At 59.3% G+C, this 19,247-nt stretch carries 21 protein-coding genes; 13 read left to right on the forward strand and 8 right to left on the reverse strand.

The window, feature by feature from the left end; genetic code table 11:
• Nucleotides 1-210 precede the first annotated feature (210 nt).
• Nucleotides 211-771: an NADPH-dependent FMN reductase gene (locus J3R84_RS36505; RefSeq protein ID WP_057216586.1), complete on the forward strand. Its 561-nt coding sequence runs from the start codon at nucleotides 211-213 to the stop codon at nucleotides 769-771.
• Here the strand turns inward: J3R84_RS36505 and J3R84_RS36510 are convergent.
• The 3 genes from J3R84_RS36510 to J3R84_RS36520 all read right to left on the reverse strand — a co-directional run bounded on the left by J3R84_RS36510 (nucleotide 758) and on the right by J3R84_RS36520 (nucleotide 1,639).
• Nucleotides 758-997: a hypothetical protein gene (locus J3R84_RS36510; protein ID WP_203528489.1), complete on the reverse strand. Its 240-nt coding sequence runs from the start codon at nucleotides 995-997 to the stop codon at nucleotides 758-760. The genes J3R84_RS36505 and J3R84_RS36510 overlap by 14 nt on opposite strands.
• An 85-nt stretch (nucleotides 998-1,082) precedes the next feature.
• Nucleotides 1,083-1,313 (reverse strand): hypothetical protein, encoded by a 231-nt coding sequence (locus tag J3R84_RS36515; RefSeq protein ID WP_057206861.1) that lies wholly within the window; start codon nucleotides 1,311-1,313, stop codon nucleotides 1,083-1,085.
• Nucleotides 1,310-1,639, reverse strand: coding sequence for a hypothetical protein (locus J3R84_RS36520; RefSeq protein ID WP_146160925.1), 330 nt, complete (start codon nucleotides 1,637-1,639; stop codon nucleotides 1,310-1,312). Before J3R84_RS36520 ends, J3R84_RS36515 begins: the two co-directional genes overlap by 4 nt.
• 169 nt (nucleotides 1,640-1,808) lie before the next feature.
• Here J3R84_RS36520 and ku (J3R84_RS36525) point away from each other — a divergent pair, with 169 nt between their 5' ends.
• The 3 genes from ku (J3R84_RS36525) to J3R84_RS36535 all read left to right on the forward strand — a co-directional run bounded on the left by ku (J3R84_RS36525) (nucleotide 1,809) and on the right by J3R84_RS36535 (nucleotide 4,011).
• Complete coding sequence (ku, locus tag J3R84_RS36525; RefSeq protein ID WP_057216577.1) at nucleotides 1,809-2,669, forward strand: non-homologous end joining protein Ku; 861 nt, start codon at nucleotides 1,809-1,811, stop codon at nucleotides 2,667-2,669.
• 3 nt (nucleotides 2,670-2,672) lie between these two features.
• Nucleotides 2,673-3,467: a non-homologous end joining protein Ku gene (gene ku, locus J3R84_RS36530; protein WP_203528490.1), complete on the forward strand. Its 795-nt coding sequence runs from the start codon at nucleotides 2,673-2,675 to the stop codon at nucleotides 3,465-3,467.
• 286 nt (nucleotides 3,468-3,753) lie between these two features.
• Nucleotides 3,754-4,011, forward strand: a complete 258-nt coding sequence (locus J3R84_RS36535) for a hypothetical protein (protein WP_156408052.1) — start codon at nucleotides 3,754-3,756, stop codon at nucleotides 4,009-4,011.
• Nucleotides 4,012-4,137: 126 nt separating this feature from the next.
• On the opposite strand, the gene J3R84_RS36540 is transcribed toward J3R84_RS36535, so the two are convergent.
• Nucleotides 4,138-5,136: an ABC transporter permease gene (locus J3R84_RS36540; protein WP_057216568.1), complete on the reverse strand. Its 999-nt coding sequence runs from the start codon at nucleotides 5,134-5,136 to the stop codon at nucleotides 4,138-4,140.
• Between the two features lie 37 nt (nucleotides 5,137-5,173).
• On the reverse strand, nucleotides 5,174-5,971 hold the full coding sequence (locus J3R84_RS36545; RefSeq protein WP_057216565.1) for an ATP-binding cassette domain-containing protein: 798 nt from the start codon (nucleotides 5,969-5,971) through the stop codon (nucleotides 5,174-5,176).
• Between the two features lie 132 nt (nucleotides 5,972-6,103).
• Between J3R84_RS36545 and J3R84_RS36550 the strand changes: the two genes are divergently transcribed.
• The 4 genes from J3R84_RS36550 (at nucleotide 6,104) to J3R84_RS36565 (ending at nucleotide 10,199) form a co-directional block, all read left to right on the forward strand.
• Nucleotides 6,104-7,084, forward strand: a complete 981-nt coding sequence (locus J3R84_RS36550) for an NAD-dependent epimerase/dehydratase family protein (RefSeq protein ID WP_057216562.1) — start codon at nucleotides 6,104-6,106, stop codon at nucleotides 7,082-7,084.
• 47 nt (nucleotides 7,085-7,131) lie between these two features.
• A complete protein-coding gene (locus J3R84_RS36555) occupies nucleotides 7,132-8,121 on the forward strand; it encodes a sugar-binding protein (protein ID WP_057216559.1) in 990 nt (329 codons plus the stop codon).
• A gap of 183 nt (nucleotides 8,122-8,304) precedes the next feature.
• Nucleotides 8,305-9,201, forward strand: a complete 897-nt coding sequence (locus J3R84_RS36560; RefSeq protein WP_057216556.1) for an NAD-dependent epimerase/dehydratase family protein — start codon at nucleotides 8,305-8,307, stop codon at nucleotides 9,199-9,201.
• 212 nt (nucleotides 9,202-9,413) lie between these two features.
• Entirely contained in the window at nucleotides 9,414-10,199 is a 786-nt protein-coding gene (locus J3R84_RS36565; protein ID WP_225906357.1) for an alpha/beta fold hydrolase, read from the forward strand.
• Between the two features lie 96 nt (nucleotides 10,200-10,295).
• Here the strand turns inward: J3R84_RS36565 and J3R84_RS36570 are convergent, their stop codons facing one another.
• Both J3R84_RS36570 and J3R84_RS36575 read right to left on the reverse strand, forming a co-directional pair.
• Nucleotides 10,296-11,162 (reverse strand): SDR family oxidoreductase, encoded by an 867-nt coding sequence (locus tag J3R84_RS36570; protein ID WP_057216553.1) that lies wholly within the window; start codon nucleotides 11,160-11,162, stop codon nucleotides 10,296-10,298.
• Between the two features lie 90 nt (nucleotides 11,163-11,252).
• A complete protein-coding gene (locus J3R84_RS36575; RefSeq protein WP_057216550.1) occupies nucleotides 11,253-11,909 on the reverse strand; it encodes an O-methyltransferase in 657 nt (218 codons plus the stop codon).
• A 92-nt stretch (nucleotides 11,910-12,001) separates the two neighbouring features.
• Here J3R84_RS36575 and J3R84_RS36580 point away from each other — a divergent pair, with 92 nt between their 5' ends.
• A complete protein-coding gene (locus J3R84_RS36580; RefSeq protein WP_057216548.1) occupies nucleotides 12,002-12,652 on the forward strand; it encodes a TetR/AcrR family transcriptional regulator in 651 nt (216 codons plus the stop codon).
• A 304-nt stretch (nucleotides 12,653-12,956) separates the two neighbouring features.
• Here J3R84_RS36580 and J3R84_RS36585 read toward each other — a convergent pair whose 3' ends face one another.
• Nucleotides 12,957-14,270 (reverse strand): MFS transporter, encoded by a 1,314-nt coding sequence (locus J3R84_RS36585; protein WP_435526102.1) that lies wholly within the window; start codon nucleotides 14,268-14,270, stop codon nucleotides 12,957-12,959.
• 326 nt (nucleotides 14,271-14,596) lie between these two features.
• On the opposite strand from J3R84_RS36585, the gene ertD reads away from it, so the two are divergent.
• The 4 genes from ertD (at nucleotide 14,597) to J3R84_RS36605 (ending at nucleotide 19,241) form a co-directional block, all read left to right on the forward strand.
• Nucleotides 14,597-15,967, forward strand: coding sequence for a hydantoin-5-propionate amidohydrolase (ertD, locus tag J3R84_RS36590; protein ID WP_057216542.1), 1,371 nt, complete (start codon nucleotides 14,597-14,599; stop codon nucleotides 15,965-15,967).
• A 62-nt stretch (nucleotides 15,968-16,029) separates the two neighbouring features.
• Nucleotides 16,030-17,268, forward strand: a complete 1,239-nt coding sequence (ertE, locus tag J3R84_RS36595) for an N-carbamyl-l-glutamate amidohydrolase ErtE (RefSeq protein ID WP_309239147.1) — start codon at nucleotides 16,030-16,032, stop codon at nucleotides 17,266-17,268.
• Nucleotides 17,261-18,628 carry a UbiD family decarboxylase gene (locus J3R84_RS36600; protein WP_225906359.1) on the forward strand — a complete coding sequence of 456 codons (1,368 nt, stop codon included), beginning with the start codon at nucleotides 17,261-17,263 and terminating at the stop codon, nucleotides 18,626-18,628. Before ertE ends, J3R84_RS36600 begins: the two co-directional genes overlap by 8 nt.
• Nucleotides 18,618-19,241, forward strand: a complete 624-nt coding sequence (locus J3R84_RS36605; RefSeq protein ID WP_082523531.1) for a UbiX family flavin prenyltransferase — start codon at nucleotides 18,618-18,620, stop codon at nucleotides 19,239-19,241. The genes J3R84_RS36600 and J3R84_RS36605 overlap by 11 nt, the downstream gene beginning before the upstream one ends.
• Nucleotides 19,242-19,247: the final 6 nt, after the last annotated feature.

Genomic DNA, 19,247 nt, shown 5'->3' on the forward strand with positions numbered 1-19,247 from the left:
GATAGGATCGATGCGTCAACCGCATGAACTCGTGGCACGCGCGCCGCCACGACCAAAGACTGATCAAAGCGAAGTCGTCGGCCTGGACTCAGTAGACGATTGAATCTCAGTTCTTGAGTCGAATTGAACTACTTCCTCACCTATCGACTCGGGCTCAACTCGCTGGTGTGGACCGCTTGCCGGATAAGGATATTCCATTATCTTTTGAGCATGAAGATATTGGCGATTTCGGGCAGCACACGTCAGCTATCCACCAACACGGCCTTGTTAAGGGCTTTCCAAGCCTTGGCACCGGCCGATGTCGCAATCGATGTCTTTGACCGGATCGGTGAGTTGCCGGTCTTTTCTCCTGACCTTGAGGGCCCGAATACCCCAGAAAGCGTCATCCGGTTCATCGAAAAAATTTCCGCGAGTGATGGGCTGATCATTTCGAGCCCCGAATATGTTCGCAGCATTCCCGGTGGCCTCAAAAACGCGATCGACTGGCTTGTCTCCGGTGAGGCGGTGATCGGAAAACCAATAGCCCTCGCCCATGCTTCGCACCGAGGCGAGGACATGCTGGCGGCGCTGCGAACGGTACTTTCGACCGTAAGCTCGAATTTCTCCGAGAGTATTTTCTTTCGATTTCCGGTGATCAAGCAGGCGCCGGACGCAATCAGGGAAAGCCTCATGACTTCGGCTAATCGTTCCGGGGCGGAGAAATTCCTCAAGGACTTTGCAGCGTTCTGCCGGAGCCAGAAAAGCGAGATTCCAGACGCTATTGATATTTGAATGGTGGCAGCGCCCGTAAATGATCTGGATACAGGCCAAAGACACCGAGCGAGCCGTAAAACTCCACAAAACGGCGCCGGAATTCGATGCGGGATCGGCGCCAATTGGCGAGTTCCATCAAGCGCTGCTCGAGCGGCAATCGATGAAAAAAGGTCCCGCCGCTGCAGCGGTGATGCGTAAAAAAGAGAACAAGCAGATAAAGCAGGGGTCTGAGATAGTCTGGCATGCGTGCGTGAACGGAGAGCAGGTACTCGGAGGCGTTTCTCGTAGCTATACGTCACATTGGGCTCGAAAACATAGATCTGAGCGCGTTAATGGGACACCTCACTGGTGCTGCCCGCTCTCGCTCTGATCACAGCGGCGAGCGCTGCACGGCGCCATTCCGGCAGCTTCAATATGAAGGTGTCCATGTCCCGTCCGAAGTTTGACCAGGCCTTGTCGCCCGCTTGTCCGGGATCGATCACGCCGGCCGCCTCGAGGTCGGACCGGTCCATGTTCACACGCGCAAGTGAAATCTGCAGCAGATCTGTGCCGGTGATCATCGCCCTACTCCCTGTTGACGAACGTTGAGCGTTCCATGGCTGGCTTGCTGCGGCGCCTGGTGCGGCTCGGCCGCTTCCTCTTCCTCGACCAGCTTGTGATAACAAGCCTCGATATCATGGGCGATGCCGTCGGCGTCGTAGAGGTAGCCGTCCGTTCCGCCGTCGGTCTCGATGATCTCGGCAAGGGAGTTCATCACCGCGCGGCCGAGGCGCTGCAGAGCGTCGCGATGTCGATCGGCGCCGCCACTTTCAAAGGCGCGATTGGCTTCGTCGAGGGCCCGGTGCATAGCCTCAAATGACCCGTCGATATGGAGCTTCGTGTTCATAGCACCGCCTCCCTCACTCCTGGACTGTGCAACAGACTCCCAAACGCAATACTCGTGGATAGGTTCATCCTACTATCGACAGCCCACTAAACGCCACAATTGATTCGCGTCTTAGCCGGAACAAACGTAATCTGCCTCCGTTGAATCCGGGCTACCGGGAGAAATCGATATGGCCGGACGTGCTCTTTGGAAGGGCTTTTTGAAGTTTGCCGAGATTAGTTGCCCCGTGGCGCTTCACAGCGCTGCGTCGACCTCCGAGCGCGTGAGCTTCAACACCTTGAACCGAAAAACCGGCAATCGCGTGAAGCGGGAATATGTCGATATCGACACGTGGAAGGTAGTTGAGCGCGAGGATCAGATCAAAGGCTATGAGGTCGATGACGGCCGCTACGTGCTGTTTGAACCCGATGAGTTGGCCGCGGCGGTTCCTCCAAGCGACAAGACCTTGCGCATACAATCCTATGTGCCGTTCGGCGAAATCAATGATCTCTATTTCGACAAACCCTATTACCTGCTCCCCGATCGGCTGGGCGAAGAGACCTTCGTCCTGATCCGGGATGCAATGCGTGAGTCCAAGGTCGGCGCCCTTGCCCAAGCTGTGCTTTTCCGCCGGCTCCGGACAGTTCTCATTCGCGCCCACGGTGACGGGCTCATCGCTACCACCCTCAATTTCGACTATCAGGTTCGCTCCGCCAAGGAAGCCTTCGCCGACATTCCCAAGCTCAAGATCGAAGGCGAAATGCTGGATCTGGCTAAGCACATCATCAAGACCAAGGCCGGCCTGTTCGATCCGCGAACCTTCGACGACCGATACGACGCGGCGCTTGCCGAGCTCGTGAAGGCGAAGATGGAAGGCCGCGCGGTCAAGGTGAAGAAACAGCCGAAGGTCGAGCCTTCGACGAACCTCATGGAAGCGCTTCGCATGAGTGCTGGCTTCGGCTCTGCCCGGGCGTCCAAGGCTCGCACCGCTGCGGCAGCTGCGCGAGCCGTCCCGGCGTCCCGGCCGGCAGCTCGAAAAAAGGCGGGCTAAGCCATGGCCGCCGTCAAACCATACTGGAAAGGTTACCTCAAGCTTTCACTGGTCACCTGCCCCGTCGCCCTGTCGCCGGCCACCAGCGACACCGAGAAGATCCGCTTTCACACCATGAACCGCGCCACCGGCAACCGCGTGGCTTCACTCTACGTCGACAGCGTGACCGGCAAGGAAGTCAATACAGAGGACCAGGTGAAAGGCTATGAGCGTGGCGAAGGCGATTACATCATGCTCGAGGAGGAAGAGCTCGATGCGGTGGCGCTGGAGAGCGTCCGGACGATTGAGATCGACATCTTCACGCCACGGGATTCCATCGAATGGATCTGGCTCGAAAAACCGCACTACCTCGTGCCGAACGACAAGGTTGGTGAAGATGCGTTCGCCGTGATCCGCGACGCCATGCGCTCAGAGAACGTCGTTGGAATTTCCCGTCTCGTCTTCGGCCAGAGAGAGCGTGCGGTGATGCTTGAGCCCCGCGGCGAAGGCATCGTTCTATGGACGTTGCGCTATGGTGACGAGGTGAGACCTGAGGAAGAGTATTTCTCGAACATCAAGGCAAAGCCCGAGGGCGGCCTTGCTCCGCTAATGAAGCAGTTGATCAAGCAGCAGACAAAGAAGTGGGTGCCGATCACCGACCCCATTCAGGATCGCATGCTCGAACTGATCGCCGAGAAGAAGAAGACGTTGAAGCCGAAGGCCAAGCGCAGGATTACACCGGCGAAAGACAACGTCGTCGATATCATGTCAGCGCTTCGCGACAGCTTAGAACGAGAGAAGCGCGGCAAAGCCCGGTAGTCCCTTCCCCAAGGCTTTCCTCCCCGGAGGGATCCCAAACTCTGAGAGTAGCGCCATGAGAAATCCGACGCATAATTGTGCTGCTTTGAGATAGACCGGCATGTGGTTGCTTGAACATGTCACACTCCGCGCGTTTTGATCAGGTGGGAGTTTGCGAATGGGATTTCATGACTAGTTCTCGATCCGCTAGAGACACGCGCCCCGTTGATGCGTCGGCTCAAAGTCATCTTGCTACTTTCATTTTGGTGGTGGACAATCTCTCAGCCGACAGACCGAGGAGCGGATGATGAATTTCGAGAAGGTCGGGCGAACCCGAATGATGATGCGGCTGCCACGACACCGGAAACAGATTTCCGATGCCAACTTCCTTGCGATCAACGATCTGCTCGAAGCTTACGGCGTCGCCGCCATGAAGCGTGATGAGTTACGGGAGCAACTGATGCTAGATCCCACGGTGAGGGAGGAGTATGAGGATCTCTGTCAGAAGCTAGAGGACGACATCATCAAGATGTTGGCAGGTGTAAGCCCGCGCATGGTGCGTTAGCCCATTGGGCGAGCCACCTGTGCACTCGCCGCAATCCTTTTCATCTCGTTCCATCTCGGCCGCGCCGGCGTAGATTCCAACTCGCAGAACAATTCATCGAGCGGTTTGCGCGACGAAATCTCGCAGCTACTCGGTCTGCCGGAAATTGCGGATGCGGTCGAAAAGCACCGCCAGGATGGTCGCGCCGCCAATGAACGTTCCCTGCCAGAACGCGTTGATGCCGAGCAGCCCGAGGCTATTGCGGATTACCTCGATGAGCGCCGCACCGACCAGTGCGCCTAAGGCCGTGCCAACGCCGCCGGCCAGGTTGGCGCCACCAATCACCGCCGCTGCGATGACCTGAAGTTCCATGCCAGCGCCGATATTCGTTGTTACCGCTCCGAGCCAGCCAGTCTGGATGATGCCGGCGACACCGGCGGCGAGGGCAGAAATCATATACACACCGACCTTGATCGGACGCACAGGTATACCGGTAGCAGTCGCGGCGTGCTCGTTGCCGCCGATGGCGTAGATATAGCGGCCCAGCCTCGTCCATCGCAGAACGAAACCCGTCAGCAGCGTCAGCACAATCATGTAGATCACCGGGTTGGCGATGCCGAACAGCCAGGCCCCCCCGCCAAGAGCGAGCAGTTTGTCGTGGTCCGGTCCGAACTGGAAAACAACCGTGTTGTTTGACGCTACCATCGCCAGGCTTCGTGCGATCGAAAGCATGCCGAGTGTCACCACAAAAGGAGGAAATCCGACATAGGCGATGAGCACACCGTTGAACGCGCCGATGAAAAGCGCCGTTGCCACCGAGGCGACAATCCCGACCTCGATGCTATAGCCGGAATGCATGACGACCGCCAAGACCATGCTGCATAGGCAAAGCACCGACCCAACCGACAAGTCGATCCCGCCGGTGATGATAACCAGCGTCATGCCGAGGGCAATGATAGCGACGAAGGTGGCGTTGCGGGTGATGTTGTAGAGGTTCTTCGCTGTGGCAAACGAATCCGTTGCGAAGGAAAGGAAGATGCATGCCAGAACGACAGCGACGAACACCCAGAACGTCTGGTTGGCGAGGATCGCAGCGCCCAACGTGCGTTGTTTGTGAGCGATCGTCTGGTCGAGCATTGTTGCCATTTTCTTACGCATTCCTCCGATGCGGCACCTGCAGCGCTCATCCTCTTTCGATGGCGCCCGTAATCAATCCTGTCACTTCTTCAGGCGACGTCTGCAGAATTGGCTTGTCGGCGACCTTTCGGCCGCGCCGCATGACGATGACGCGATCTGCGACATCAAAAACATCCGGCATACGATGGCTGATGAGCACGACCGCGATGCCGCGATCGCGCAAACCACGGATCAGATGCAGCACCTCGGCGACCTGGCGCACCGAAATGGCCGCCGTCGGCTCGTCCATAAGGACGATCTTTGCCTCGGAGATCATCGTTCGCGCGATCGCGACCGCTTGCCGCTGCCCTCCGGACATTTGCCTGACGAGATCGCGGGGGCGAGTTTCGGATCGAAGCTCGCTAAAGATCTCTCCCGCGCGACGGTACATTGCCTTGTAGTCAAGGACCCGCAGTGGGCCAAAGCCGCGCCTGAGTTCGCGTCCAAGGAACACATTTGCCGCCGCCGAGAGATTATTGCACAGCGCCAGGTCCTGATGAACGATCTCGATGCCGTGCTGCCTTGCCTCTATCGGCCGATGCAGCACGATTTCGTTGCCGTCGAGCCGTATCGTTCCCTGGCTCGGGCGATGGTTGCCGGCAATCATTTTGACCAGCGTCGACTTACCGGCGCCGTTATCCCCCATGAGGCCGACCACCTGGCCTGCTTCCAGCGAGAGCGAAACGTCGTTGACCGCCTGAATGGCGCCGAAATGCTTGGAAATGTTGGTGATCTCGAGTGTCGCCACCAGTCGTCTCGCCTCCCGAAGCACGCCGGCACGCCAACGGGCGCGATCGTTCCTCAGTCTTCACCCAGCGGTCTACATCTTTATTTACGCAAATCCTTATGAAGGCGTCAATGACGTCCTATGCCTAGAAACTGTTTTGTATGACAAATACACGTTGCCCTGTATATTAGCCATCAGTGGGAGACAAAAATGCTTATCCTTGTCACCGGTGCAACGGGCAAGGTCGGGCGGAGCCTCATCGCGGGGCTGCTTGACCAACCGCGTTTTTCGCAGGCGCAGATCCGTGCGCTCTGCCACAATCGCCTGCTCGAGCCGTGCGATCGAATCGACATGGTCCGCGGGACGATCGCCGACCGCGACGTCGCAGATGCGGCAATGAAGAGCGTCACCCATGTGGTGCACCTCGCCACCTGCAAGGAAACGCCAGACGCGGTCATGGACATCACGGTTAAAGGATTGTTCTGGCTACTCGAGGCCTTCCGGGTCAGCCCTTCCGCACGCCAGTTTATCCTCGTCGGTGGGGACGCGTCGGTCGGCCATTTCTTTTATCGCCACGATGGTCCCGTGACTGAGAAGACGCCGCACCGCGCTTATCCCGGTTGCTACGCGCTATCGAAGGTCATCGAGGAAGTGATGCTCGATCAGTACGCAATTCAATACGGCACGAACGGTTGCTGCCTTCGCGCGCCGTGGATCATGGAGAAGGACGACTTCAAACAGACGTTGTCGTTCGGCGACGATGTGTTTGGCGGGCCCGACTGGAAGACCTTCTTTGCGCCCGCAGAAGCAAGGCGATACGCCGAGGCCGGAACCGTGCCGCTCCTTCGCGACGCAGATGGCCGGCCGCTCAAACGCAATTTCGTACACGTCAGCGACCTGGTCTCGGCGATCCTCGCAGCGATCGACAATCCCCGCGCCGCACGGCAGTTGTTCAACGTCTCCATGGACCGTCCAGTCGACTATGGCGAGGTGGCAAGCTACCTTGCACGTACGCGCGGCCTCGGCTCGGTCGACGTCCCCAGCGGCTTCCACTCGAACTGGATGGATAACAGCAAGGCCAAATACCTTCTGGATTGGCGCCCTGACTACGATCTCGAAAAGCTTATCGACTCGGCCTGGCAATACGAGCGTCAGTCGAACGATCCTCGTGTCGTCTTTTATCCGGGTTGATTTGTGCCGCGGACAAACAACGTCCGCTTGTTCAATGGGAGGATAGAATGAGAAAGACAGTATTGCTGGCCGCCGTCGCTGTCCTGGCGCTCTGTGCCGGCCAGGCTCTAGCCAAGAAGCAGCTCGTCATCGTCGTGAAGGGGCTCGATAACCCCTTCTTCGAAGCGATCAATCAGGGTTGCCAGAAATGGAACAAGGAAAACCCGGATTCCGAGTATGAGTGCTTCTACACTGGACCAGCCTCGACATCCGACGAAGCCGGCGAAGCACAGATCGTTCAGGACATGCTCGGCAAAGCCGACACGGCAGCAATCGCCATTTCGCCGTCTAATGCCAAACTGATCGCTCAAACGCTAAAGACCGCGAACCCGACGATCCCCGTCATGACGCTCGACGCGGATCTAGCCAAAGAGGACTCGGCCCTGCGCAAGACTTATCTCGGTACCGACAACTACCTGATGGGTGCCCGGATTGGCGAGTACATCAAGAAGGCCAAGCCGGATGGCGGCAAGATCTGCACGATCGAGGGCAATCCGGGGGCGGACAACATTTTGCGCCGAGCCCAGGGCATGCGCGACACCCTGACCGGTAAGGAGGGACTGACGGAACTGAAGGGTGAGGGAGGCTGGACGGAAGTCGCAGGCTGCCCAGTCTTCACCAATGACGACGGGGCAAAAGGCGTGCAGGCCATGACGGATATTCTCGCCGCCAATCCGGACCTTGATGCCTTTGGTATCATGGGTGGCTGGCCACTATTCGGCGCACCGCAGCCCTATCGCGACCTGTTCAAGCCGATCGCAGACAAGATTGCCAGCAACGAATTCGTCATCGGCGCTGCCGATACCATCGGCGACGAAGTTGCCATTGCGCGTGAAGGGCTGGTGACGGCACTCGTCGGGCAGCGTCCGTTCGAGATGGGCTACAAGGCACCGTCTGTCATGATGGATCTGATCGCCGGTAAGCCGGTGGAAGATCCGGTGTTCACCGGTCTTGATGAGTGCACCAAGGATACAGTCGACACGTGCATCCAGAAGTGACGATCTCGTCCGGGCCCCGTTCGCGGGCGCCCGGACAATCGCCGACCGAACCCTTGCCAGCGCAGGCGGTGGCAGGCATCCCCATTGACGCGAGCGACATGCTTCGCCAGCATCGGAACGAATTGATCCGTGGCGTCGCATTGGCGAGCGAGACCTTATCCGCGTCACATTGTGGAGAGCAGAATGGCAAAGAGGATCATCTTCACCGGCGGCAGCGGCAAAGCCGGTCGCCATGTCGTGCAATATCTCATCGAGCAGGGTCACCAGGTCCTCAATCTCGATACCCGGCCTCTCGACAATCCGAAGGTCAGGACGCTCATCACGGACATCACCGATAGCGGGCAAGTCTTCAACGCCTTGTCGAGTTACACCGGACTGCACGAGTTCGACCCATCCTTGAGGCCACAGCCGATCGACGCCGTCGTGCATTTTGCCGCCATCCCGCGCATCATGATCGCTCCTGACAACGAACTTTTCCGCGTGAACGCGCTCGGCACCTACAACGTCATCGAAGCTGCTGTGAAACTCGGTATTCGCAAGGTCATCATAGCATCCAGCGAGACGACCTACGGCCTCGTCTTTGCCAACGAGCCCCGCAGTCCGCGCTACTTTCCGCTCGACGAGGAGTACGACGTCGACCCCATGGACAGCTATGCCTTGTCGAAAGTTATCAATGAGCAGACGGCACGCGCCTTTGCCCTGCGCAGCGGCTTCGACATCTATGCCCTGCGCATCGGCAACGTCATTGAGCCGAGCGAGTACAAACTGTTTCCTGGATGGTTCGCAAATCCGGGCTTTCGAAAACGCATCGCGTGGAGCTACATCGATGCGCGCGACCTCGGTCAGATCACGCTTCGCGCGATTGAGAAGGACGGGCTTGGATTCCAGATCTTCAATGCCGCAAACGACGACACCTCTTCCGATCTGCCTACCCGCGAACTCATCGACCGTTTCTATCCAGGCGTACCGCTCAAGCGGGAACTCGGCGAGTTCGAGACGTTGCTGTCGAACTGGAAGGCGCGTGATATTTTGGGTTTTCGCAGCGAGCATGGCTGGAGAAAATACGTCACCTCAGGCTGAAAACCGCCCAAAGTTTTCCTCGTCACCTTCACGCGTAAACTTGTCGTACGCGCAAACAGCCGCATGGCTCAGAACCGTCTGTGGCAGCCAACGCCCCAGTCACCCAACCGGGTGACTGGCAACCGCGAGAAGATCACGTATATTGCAACTTACACGGACAACGATTGCCGCGATCTTCGAAGGCCGCAAACTAAGGGTTGATGGAGGCTACTATGGCAGAACCAAGGTGGCGAACTCTTCCCGCAACTCCCGAATTGCCCGCGACGACCCGCGAAGGGTATGTCGCGGTCGACGGCATCAAGATCTGGTATGCTGTCTACGGTTCCGGTGAGCCCGTGATTATGCTCCATGGCGGTCTCGCCAATTCCAATTACTGGGGCCATCAGGTTCCGGAACTCGCCAAGTCCTATCAGGTCATCGTTATGGACAGCCGCGGCCACGGACGCAGCACTCGAAATGCGGACCCCTTCAGCTACGACCGCATGGCCTCCGACGTCATCGCATTGATGGATGATTTAACGGTGTCCACGGCTGCGGTCATAGGCTGGAGCGACGGCGCAATCATCGGCCTCAAGCTAGTGATCGCTAATCCTGGCCGAGTTAGCCGCCTATTCGCATTTGCGGCTAACAGTGACCCATCCGGGATCTACGATCTATCCGATAGCAGGATGTTTGAGAACTATTCTCAGCGGACGCGCGATGAGTATGAAAAGCTGTCTTCCACACCCGTCGAATACGACGACTTCCTTGAGCAAATGGAAAAAATGTGGGGCTCGCAACCAAACATAACGAAAAGTGACCTTCGCAACCTTGAACACCCTATCTGGGTTGCAGCCGGCGACCACGACGAAATTGTCAGGCGTACCGATACGCTGTTCATCGCCGAAAACATTCCCGGTGCCGGTCTGCTAATACAGCCGGAAGTCAGCCACTTTTCCCATTTGCAGAACCCGCATGACTTCACACAGGATCTATTTCGCTTCCTGCGCGCGCATTGAGATAGACCGCAAAACGTGAGGCGAGTGTTTGGCGTGCAGTTTCAGTGTAACGCCTGGGGCTCGGCATCAGCGCGGCAGTGAGAACTCGTCTCACGATCAGCGCGGGAAGTAGGCGGGTCGATCGAGATCGGCGATCAGGCCCGGACCACTCGGCTGCCAGCCGAGGAGCGAGCGGGTCCTGGCGCTTGACGCCGCCATGTTCGCCGCTGCAAAGTTGGCAAACCAGCCGAAGTGCTCTCGCGGCCGCGGTTCGACCGGCAGGCCGAGTTGGCGCCCGATCACTTCGGCGATTTCCCTGAACGGAACCGCTTCGACGGCAACCGCATGGTAGACGCTCTCCGTCACGCCGGCTTCAAGGGCCATGCGGTAGACCTGCGCCGCATCCAGACGGTGAACCCCGGACCAGCAGTTCAAGCCGTCATCAACATAGGCGGACACGCCTTTTTCTCGCGCGAGGCCAGCGACGATCGGGATGAAACCATGGTCGCCCACCCCATGAACGGATGGCGCAAGACGCACCGTCGCTGCGCGCACGCCCTGTTCCGCCACCGCCCTTGCGGCAGCTTCCGACTTGCGCGGCGACGCCGGATTGGGAAGGTCTGCTTCGGTTGCGCCGCGTGGCAGACCCAAGAGGCCGGAGGTAACGAGCAATGGGCGGTCCGACCCTTTGAGTGCGCCTCCCAGTGCCTGGATCGCCCGTTCGTCCTGTGCCGCGTTCTCCAGGAACCTCGAGAAGTCGTGGTTGAAGGCGGTGTGAATTACGGCGTCGGCGGCTGAAGCGGCAGCCCGCAGGATGTCGAGGTCGTCCAGCGAACCTTCGACAACCTTCGCACCGATGGCTGCAAGGGCTGATGCCTTCCCCGCCGAACGGACAAGGCCACTGACCTTATGTCCTGAGCGGATCAGGTCCTCGACGACGGCGGAGCCGACCCAGCCGGTCGCGCCCGTTACGAATACATGCATGACAATTCTCCATTGAGGGGGCCGTCCCATTGGGACGGTCCTTTCGTTGTATGTTCGGATTGGTTTGGTGGCAGTTGAACGTTGGCAGGCTCAGGCCGCGCGCATCGACAACTCGATGTCGTCGGCGAACGGTGTTGACAGATAGCCGCCCGAAGTCGCGCGGACGCGATCGAGATAGTCCGGGCAATGATCCGCATCGTCGGCAACGACCAGTGCACCGGGCCGCAGACGGCTCTCGACCAGTGAAAGGACTTCCGGGTAGAGCGGCTTCGCGCCATCGAGCAGGAGCAGATCTATGCTTTCGGGAAGATCCATACTCAGCGTCGTCAGCGCATCGCCCTCGCGGATTTCGACGAGGTCGATGAGGCCCGCGTCAGCCAGGTTTTGTCGTGCCCTTGCAATCTTCGACGGCTCGAACTCGCTGGTGATCAGCTGGCCCCCGCCATTGTCCCGGAGCGCTGCTGCAAGGTAGAGAGTCGAGAGGCCGAACGACGTGCCGAACTCGACGATCGTCCTTGCGCCGCTGCTTCGGGCCAGCATGTAGAGCAGTTCGCCGGTCTGGCGGGACACGGGAAGCCAAAGATCCTTCATGCGGCTGTAGAAGTCGAGATACTCCGTCTTGCTGTGCATGAGGCGGTCGCGCTCCGCGTGGGAGAGTTCTGCCAAACCCGGGCTGGTGGCGGCATCCGCTTCGTCGAAGAGACGGTCGAGAAGAGATGCAAGGCGTATGTCCTTGAGAGTGTTCATCGGAAAATCCTTGGTTCGCTGCGATGACTTGCTTTCGAATTAAAAATACGAATAATTCGTCGCGTTTGCTAATCGCATTGCAAAAGGTCCCGATGACTGATCGCGCAAGTCCCCGTATTTCCACACGAAAACAGCCCAAACAGTCGCGTTCGAACGAGCTTGTCGCCGCCATTCTTCAGGCGGCTGTTCAGGTTTTGGCGCAGGAGGGTGCGCAGCGTTTTACGACCGCGCGGGTGGCCGAACGGGCAGGTGTCAGCGTCGGATCTCTCTACCAGTATTTCCCCAACAAGGCGGCTATCCTGTTCCGACTGCAGAGCGACGAGTGGCGGCAGACATCAGATCTCCTGGGCGACATCCTGACGGACCGGTCCCGTCCGCCGCTCGAGCGGCTCCGTAGCCTCGTGCAGGCCTTCATCCGTTCGGAATGCGAGGAAGCTGCCGTTCGGGTGGCACTTAGCGATGCCGCCCCGCTTTACCGGGATGCGCCGGAAGCGCAGGACGCGCGGGCGGCGGATGACACGGTCATCGAAGCGTTCATGTCCGAGCTTCTTCCGGATGCCTCCGCGGCGGTCCGGGCCACGGCCGGCGACCTCGTCATGACGACCATGACCACGGTCGGGAAGGAGTTCTCAGCCGAGCCGAAGACCGACGCGGAAATCGCAGCATACGCGAATGCCATGTCCGACATGTTCTGCGCCTATATTCGCTGCCTGCGTTCCGATATTTCCGCAACGGCCGGGTGATGCGCGATTGAACGCTCTGATCGTATGGTCGCCAGGAACTCTGGGAAGACTCACCGGTGGAATGGCCGCAAACCGAACCCTACAAATGGAACCGACGACACGATGAGTCCGGGACTTAACCCGCGGCGGCGCTCCCCTCACCGCCTGCGAAGGCATCGTTGCTAATACCGACTTCCATATCGTCGTTGCCATCTCCTCCCCCCAGCCAATCATTGCCTGCGTCGCCGTAGAGAGAGAAGCGCTATCAGCGCCTTGCGCTACGGCGGCGAAGGCTCCCAGCCGCTCGGCGTTGCGGCCGGCATGTTTACCCGACTGGCCTCTTCAACGTGGCGATGGCCAACAACGCGCATGCCGCCGCTGCGGTCATATACCAGGCTGGCGCATAGATTCCTCCTCCTTGGGAGAGCCATGTGAGGATGGCGGGTGCGAAACCGCCAAAGATTGTCGTAGCGGTGTTGTAGGCAAGAGACATTCCGGTCGACCGAACGCGTGTCGGGAAGATCTCGGAAAGGGCCGACGGTGCCACGCCGACATAGAGGCCGACCATGATGCAGAACGCGGTTTGCACAAAGATCAGCGTGGGAAGCGTCGACGACATGTGCAGGAGCCAAAGCAACGGATGGACCGCCGTCGCAAGGATGATTGCTGCCACGACCAGCATCTTCTTGCGTCCAACAACGTCCGACAAGCTTCCCGCCACGACGCAACTGATCAACATGAATACATTGCCGATAAGGGAAGCAAGGAAGGTGTCCGAGCCGCTCATGCCGAAGCTGCGCTGAATATAGATCGGCATGAAGATGACAAGCGTGTAGGTCGACACACCCCACAGCACACACATTCCCGTGCCTTTGAGCAGTTCCCGCCAGAACTCCACGAACGCCGCCTTTAGCGGCAGTCGTTCGGTCACACCGGATTTGTTCTGACGAGCAATCTCCTCGCGGAAATGCGGCGTCTCATCGAGCGTGCGGCGCATCCAGATACCCACCGGCGCGATGAGAAGTCCGACAAGAAACGGCAGGCGCCATCCCCATTCACCGATCTGCTGCTGCGTGAGCAGAGCGGTCACCGAGAAGGCGACAAGTGCGGCGAGAATATTGGAGATTGCCATGCTTCCCTGCAGCCATGATGCGTACTTGCCCTTCTTTCCCTCAGGGGCATGTTCAACGAGAAAGGCGGCTGCACCGCCGAGTTCGCCGCCCGCGGAAAAACCTTGAAGCATCCGGCCGACCAACAGGAGGAGTGGCGCACCAATCCCGATGGCGGCATAGGTGGGCGCGGCGGCGATAACGAGAGTGCCAAGCGCCATGATCATGATCGTCAGCGTCAGGGCCGCTTTCCGCCCTGCGCGGTCCGCGTAGACGCCAATCAGAACTGCGCCCAGCGGACGGATGATAAAGCCCAAACCAAACGCGATAAATGCCTTGACGAGTTCCGTCGTCTGGTCGCCCCCAGGAAAGAAGTTCTGGGCTATATAGACGGCGAACAACGCGTAGATGATGAAGTCGTACCATTCAAGCGCGTTTCCGACCGATGCCGCGACAACAGCCCGGCGTCCAGCGATGACCTGTTTGCGATCTGAGGCCTCCACCCCAGATGTGATGCTGCTCATGACAATGCTCCCTCTTATTTTGCTTATGGTGATGGCGGCAGCGGCGGCTTGTACCACTCCCCAAGTGCCCGTGCCGAATGCGCCTTGCAATCGCAACCCTGCTGGGATGCAAGGCTTCCGTCCAAACAGGAATGGCGAAGTGAGCCATAGCGGACGGCGAACTGCCCAACAGATTTGCGACCTGCGGGGCCACCGCGCTCTCAAATAGCAAACATCCTCGTCAGATCGCCTCGGCGCCTCGGCGAATTCGGGTCCGGCGATAGCCGACTTCGGACAAAGCAATTATCCAGAGACCACCTGCCTGCGCATGCTCATGGCATTGAGGAGACGCTATGAGTGATTTTGACTTGATCCTAACTGGCCGCGTGGTGGACGCCAATCGTGTCCGGGAGAACGGCTATGTCGCTGTGCGCGACGGCATCATCGAACGCATTGGCGAGGGTATTCCCCCAGCGTCGAGCAAGGAGCGGCACGACTTCGAAGATGCCTATATTCTTCCCGGCGCCATCGATTCACAGGTGCATTCGCGCTCGCAGGCCGGTCAGGAGGATTTCATCTGGTCGACACGCGCAGCCGCCGCCGGTGGCGTAACCACAATCGTCGATATGCCGTATGACGACGGCAATCTCATCTGCAACGCCGAGCGGCTTGCCCAAAAGGCATTGGAAGCCGGGCAACAGGCGCGCGTGGACTTTGCGCTCTACGGCACCGTCCATCCCAATGACGGGCCAAAGCATATTGCCCAGATGGTCGGCGCCGGAGCAGCTGCTTTCAAGTTCTCAACATTCGGAACACACCCAGAGCGCTTTCCGCGCATACCTCCGCAGACATTGCATGCGTGCTTCGCCGAAATTGCACGCCACGGGCTGGCTGCAGGCGTTCACAACGAGAACGATGAAATGGTGCGCGCTGCTGACGCCGACGTCCAAGCCTTGGGCATCAGCGACTATCGCGCGCATGGCATGGCAAGGCCAGCGATCGCCGAAGCACTGGCCACGGCTGAGGCATACGAGATCGGCGCTGCAACGGGTTGCTCGGCGCATATCGTGCACTGCTCGATCGGTCGTGGCTATGAGCTGTGTTCAAACCATCGGACAAACGGGTTCGATGCGACGATAGAGGCCTGTATCCACTATCTCGTGCTCGATGAGGAAAACGACGTGTCGCGCCTTGGCGGCAAGGCCAAGGTCAACCCTCCGATCAGACCGCGCAGCGAGCTCAAGGCGATCTGGCGGCACCTTGCCGCTGGCGGCGTGACTGTCGTCTCGACCGATCACGTCAGTTGGTCGGAGGATCGCAAAAGCGACCCCGACATGCTCAAGAATGCATCCGGTGCACCGAGCCTTGAAGTTCTCTACTCGCTGCTTCTCGATGGGCTCTTGCTTCGCGGGTTGAGCCCGACATGGGCCGCCCGGCTGCTCGCAGCAAATCCCGCGCGACTGTTTCGAATAGGACACCGGAAGGGAGCGCTCGAGCCGGGTCGCGATGCCGATATCGTCGTCATGGCCAAAGACCCCAGACGCTATGATCCGGCTGCAAGCGGTCATAACGTTGTTGGCTGGAGCCCGTACCAAGGGCTCGAGATCCAGCACCGCCCGGTTGCGACCTTCCAGCGGGGCCACATGGTTTTCGATGGCACGCAGGTCCTGGCTCACCCCGGAGCAGGCAAGTTCATCACGCCCTCGCGGGAGATCTTGATATGAGCGCCGCGATAAGATTGGGAAGGAATATGCCCCTCGACGCCGAGCGTCTGTGGAGCGATCTCATGGACCTCGCGACGATCACCGAGCCCGAAAGACCTTACACGAGACGCTCGTTTTCGAAATTGTTCATCGAGGGGCGTGAATGGCTCGCGCGGCGCTTCAAGGAAGCGGGAATGACAGTTCGCATCGATGCGGGGGGAAACCTGATCGGAAGGCTGGAGGGCTCTGATACGACTGCCGGAACGATCATAATCGGCTCGCATTCAGACACCGTCCCATCTGGCGGTCGCTTCGACGGCGTCGCCGGCGTTATTGCTGCACTTGAGATTGCGCGGTCGCTGCACCAAGCCGGCCGAAAACTTCGTCATGCCGTCGAGGTAGTGGACTTCCTCGCCGAAGAGCCGTCCGAGTTCGGACTTTCTTGCGTGGGCAGTCGCGCAATGACCGGAATGCTGACCGGCGATCAGCTCGACTTTACGGATCCCACCGGAGAACGCCTTGGCGAAGCGATCGCGCGTGTCGGAGGTGATCCCAAGCGCTTGACCGATGCGGTCCGCGGCGATGTCGTTGCCTGCTTCGAGTTGCACATAGAGCAAGGTGCAGTGCTCGAGGAGAGCCGCATAGACCTTGGCATGGTCAGCGCTATCGTCGGAATCGCCCGGGTTGAGATCGCTTTCGAGGGCCGTGCTGACCACGCCGGCACCACACCCATGACCATGAGGCGCGATGCCGGGCTTGCCGCGGCGATGACAGTGTCTTTCGTGGCCGACAGAGCTTCCAAGGACGCATTGACCGGACAAGGACATTTCGTGGCCACCTGCGGCATCGTCGAACAAGAGCCGAACGCGGCCAATGTCGTGCCCGGCGCATCAAGGATCGTCGTAGATATCCGTGCCGAAGATCATTCGCTCACACAATACTTCATAGCCGCATTGGACCAACGCACCCGTGCGATCGCACACCAATTGGGGATCGGTCGGCCGGTCTGGAAGGTCCTCTCCGATAGCGACCCGGCTCAATGCGACGACACGCTTCGGTCGATGCTCCAAGAGAGTGCAATCTCCCTTGGTTTGTCGAGCCGGACCATGGCCTCAGGAGCCGGACACGACACGGCCTTCCTCACGAGGATCGCACCGAGCGCCATGGTCTTCGTTCCATGCCGCGAGGGTCGCAGCCACGCGCCCGAAGAGTGGGCCGAGCGCGATAGTCTTGCAGCAGGCGCCGCCGTTATCCACGACGCCATCCTAAAATTCGACCTCGTCACAGAACCAGAGCAGGGTTCGGGAGAAGCTATTGTCTAGACCTGATCAAAGTATGCGTAGCTTTCTCGCAACACTTGAACAGCGAGGAGAGCTGCACCGCGTAATCCGCGAGGTTGATAGCCGCTTTGAAATTGCATCCGTCCTGAGCTTGCGCGACCGCGGTCCTGCACAGCTTTTCGAGGACGTACGCGGCCACACCATGCCGGTCGTCGGCAATCTCTACAACAACAGGCAGAGGTATGCCCTCGCCCTGGGTATAGATGCCGCCGAACTCGATGCGTTCTGCCTGTCTGCGCTGCGCGCGCCGATCAAACCGCTTCTGGTTGATCGTGCCCCGGTGCAGGAGGTGACCCATAAGCCGCCCTTCGATGTGGGCGCCTTGTTGCCAGTCCCACACTGGTTCGAGAAGGAAGGTGGCCCGTACATCACAGCAGGCGTCATCATCGCGAAAGATCCGGAGACCCGCCGCCGCAACGTCTCGATTGCTCGACTCCGTCTCGAGGGTGGTCAACGCATGATGGCCGGTATCGCCAAGAACCACCATTTGGCCCAACTGGCGGAGAAGGCCAAGAGGCTAGGACGCGACCTCGAAATTGCAATCGCCATCGGCAACCACGCGGCCGTGCTTCTTGGCTCACAGCTATACCTCGACCTCGGTGATGACGAATTCGACACTGCCGGTGCGCTACTGGGCGAGCCGATCGAGCTCGTGCGATGCCGCACGGTTGACGTCGAAGTTCCAGCGCACGCCGAGATCGTTATTGAAGGGCGCTTGCGGCCCGATGACCTGATCGATGAGGGGGCGGTTTCCGAATTCCCAGGCTTCTATGTTTATTACGGACCCGGAATTGGAGTGGACGTCACCTGTATCACCCACCGTAAATCAGCGCTCTATCAGGCGATCCTGCCTGGTTATGCAGCAGAACACTGCCTCATGGGGGCGGTCTCGATTGGGGCAACGCTCACACGTGATCTGCAACGTGCCATTCCGGCCGTGAAACGCGTTGTGATCACCGACGGCGGCATGGGCCGGTTGCATGCAGTCATATCGATGCGGCGCCCGAGGCTCGGCGAAGGCAAGCGCGCTATCCTGCTTGCGATGGGGTGCGTCAATCTTCTTAAGCTCGTGATCGCCGTCGAAGACGACGTCGAGCCGGACGACTGGCAGCAGGTCGAATGGTCGCTCGCCGCACGTTTCCGCGGCCACGAGGACCTCATCGTTCTGCCCGGGGTCAAGGCCGACCGGTGCGATCCCGTTCACGAAGACCTTGTTGTCACGAAGATCGGAATGGTCGCCACAACGCGCCCCGGCGACGGCGAACCGGGTGGACGATCGGAATTCGTCAAGCCGCCTTCGGATATCTACGAAAGTGTGAGGAGGCAGCTTGATGACTACTGAGAACCTTGTCCCAGACGCGACCAGCGCGAGCCGCAAATTTGTCGTGCATCAGCCCAGGAAGCGTTTCGTGGTGGCGATCACGGGCGCCTCCGGCCATATCTACGGCATCCGTTTGCTCGATGTGCTGCGCGAACTGAACTGCGAAACGCATCTCGTCATGTCCAAATCAGCAATGGTGGCCCTCGCTTACGAGACCGACATCAAGGTGAAGGGCATCCGGGACCGCGCCGATCATGTCTATTCCAACGACGACGTCGCGGCCGCCATATCAAGCGGCTCCTTCCGCACCCAAGGCATGTTCATTGCGCCCTGCTCGGCCAAGACATTGGGTGAAATCGCATCGGGAGCATGTGGCACCCTCGTTTCGAGAGCCGCGGATGTGATGTTGAAGGAGAGAAGGAGGCTCGTCCTCATGTTTCGTGAAACACCTCTTCATCTGGGCCATTGCCGCAATATGGTGTCGGTGACCGAGATGGGTGCGATCGTCATGCCGCCCGTGCCAGCGTTCTATTCCCGCCCTGAGAGCGTGGAAGACATAATCGACCACACCGTCGGGCGCGCGCTGGACCTCTTCGATCTGGACGTCGGCGTCGTCAAGCGCTGGAAGGAATGATGGAGT

The sequence above is a fragment of the Ensifer canadensis genome (assembly GCF_017488845.2).
Taxonomy (GTDB): Bacteria; Pseudomonadota; Alphaproteobacteria; order Rhizobiales; family Rhizobiaceae; genus Ensifer; species Ensifer canadensis.

Bases quoted from the DNA above. Each gene is read 5' to 3' on its own strand.
- J3R84_RS36505 (WP_057216586.1), top strand. From the start codon at position 211: ATGAAGATATTGGCGATTTCGGGCAGCACACGTCAGCTATCCACCAAC.
- J3R84_RS36510 (WP_203528489.1), bottom strand. From the start codon at position 997: ATGCCAGACTATCTCAGACCCCTGCTTTATCTGCTTGTTCTCTTTTTT.
- J3R84_RS36515 (WP_057206861.1), bottom strand. From the start codon at position 1,313: ATGATCACCGGCACAGATCTGCTGCAGATTTCACTTGCGCGTGTGAAC.
- J3R84_RS36520 (WP_146160925.1), bottom strand. From the start codon at position 1,639: ATGAACACGAAGCTCCATATCGACGGGTCATTTGAGGCTATGCACCGG.
- ku (WP_057216577.1), top strand. From the start codon at position 1,809: ATGGCCGGACGTGCTCTTTGGAAGGGCTTTTTGAAGTTTGCCGAGATT.
- ku (WP_203528490.1), top strand. From the start codon at position 2,673: ATGGCCGCCGTCAAACCATACTGGAAAGGTTACCTCAAGCTTTCACTG.
- J3R84_RS36535 (WP_156408052.1), top strand. From the start codon at position 3,754: ATGAATTTCGAGAAGGTCGGGCGAACCCGAATGATGATGCGGCTGCCA.
- J3R84_RS36540 (WP_057216568.1), bottom strand. From the start codon at position 5,136: ATGGCAACAATGCTCGACCAGACGATCGCTCACAAACAACGCACGTTG.
- J3R84_RS36550 (WP_057216562.1), top strand. From the start codon at position 6,104: ATGCTTATCCTTGTCACCGGTGCAACGGGCAAGGTCGGGCGGAGCCTC.
- J3R84_RS36555 (WP_057216559.1), top strand. From the start codon at position 7,132: ATGAGAAAGACAGTATTGCTGGCCGCCGTCGCTGTCCTGGCGCTCTGT.
- J3R84_RS36560 (WP_057216556.1), top strand. From the start codon at position 8,305: ATGGCAAAGAGGATCATCTTCACCGGCGGCAGCGGCAAAGCCGGTCGC.
- J3R84_RS36565 (WP_225906357.1), top strand. From the start codon at position 9,414: ATGGCAGAACCAAGGTGGCGAACTCTTCCCGCAACTCCCGAATTGCCC.
- J3R84_RS36570 (WP_057216553.1), bottom strand. From the start codon at position 11,162: ATGCATGTATTCGTAACGGGCGCGACCGGCTGGGTCGGCTCCGCCGTC.
- J3R84_RS36575 (WP_057216550.1), bottom strand. From the start codon at position 11,909: ATGAACACTCTCAAGGACATACGCCTTGCATCTCTTCTCGACCGTCTC.
- J3R84_RS36580 (WP_057216548.1), top strand. From the start codon at position 12,002: ATGACTGATCGCGCAAGTCCCCGTATTTCCACACGAAAACAGCCCAAA.
- ertD (WP_057216542.1), top strand. From the start codon at position 14,597: ATGAGTGATTTTGACTTGATCCTAACTGGCCGCGTGGTGGACGCCAAT.
- ertE (WP_309239147.1), top strand. From the start codon at position 16,030: ATGGACCTCGCGACGATCACCGAGCCCGAAAGACCTTACACGAGACGC.
- J3R84_RS36605 (WP_082523531.1), top strand. From the start codon at position 18,618: ATGACTACTGAGAACCTTGTCCCAGACGCGACCAGCGCGAGCCGCAAA.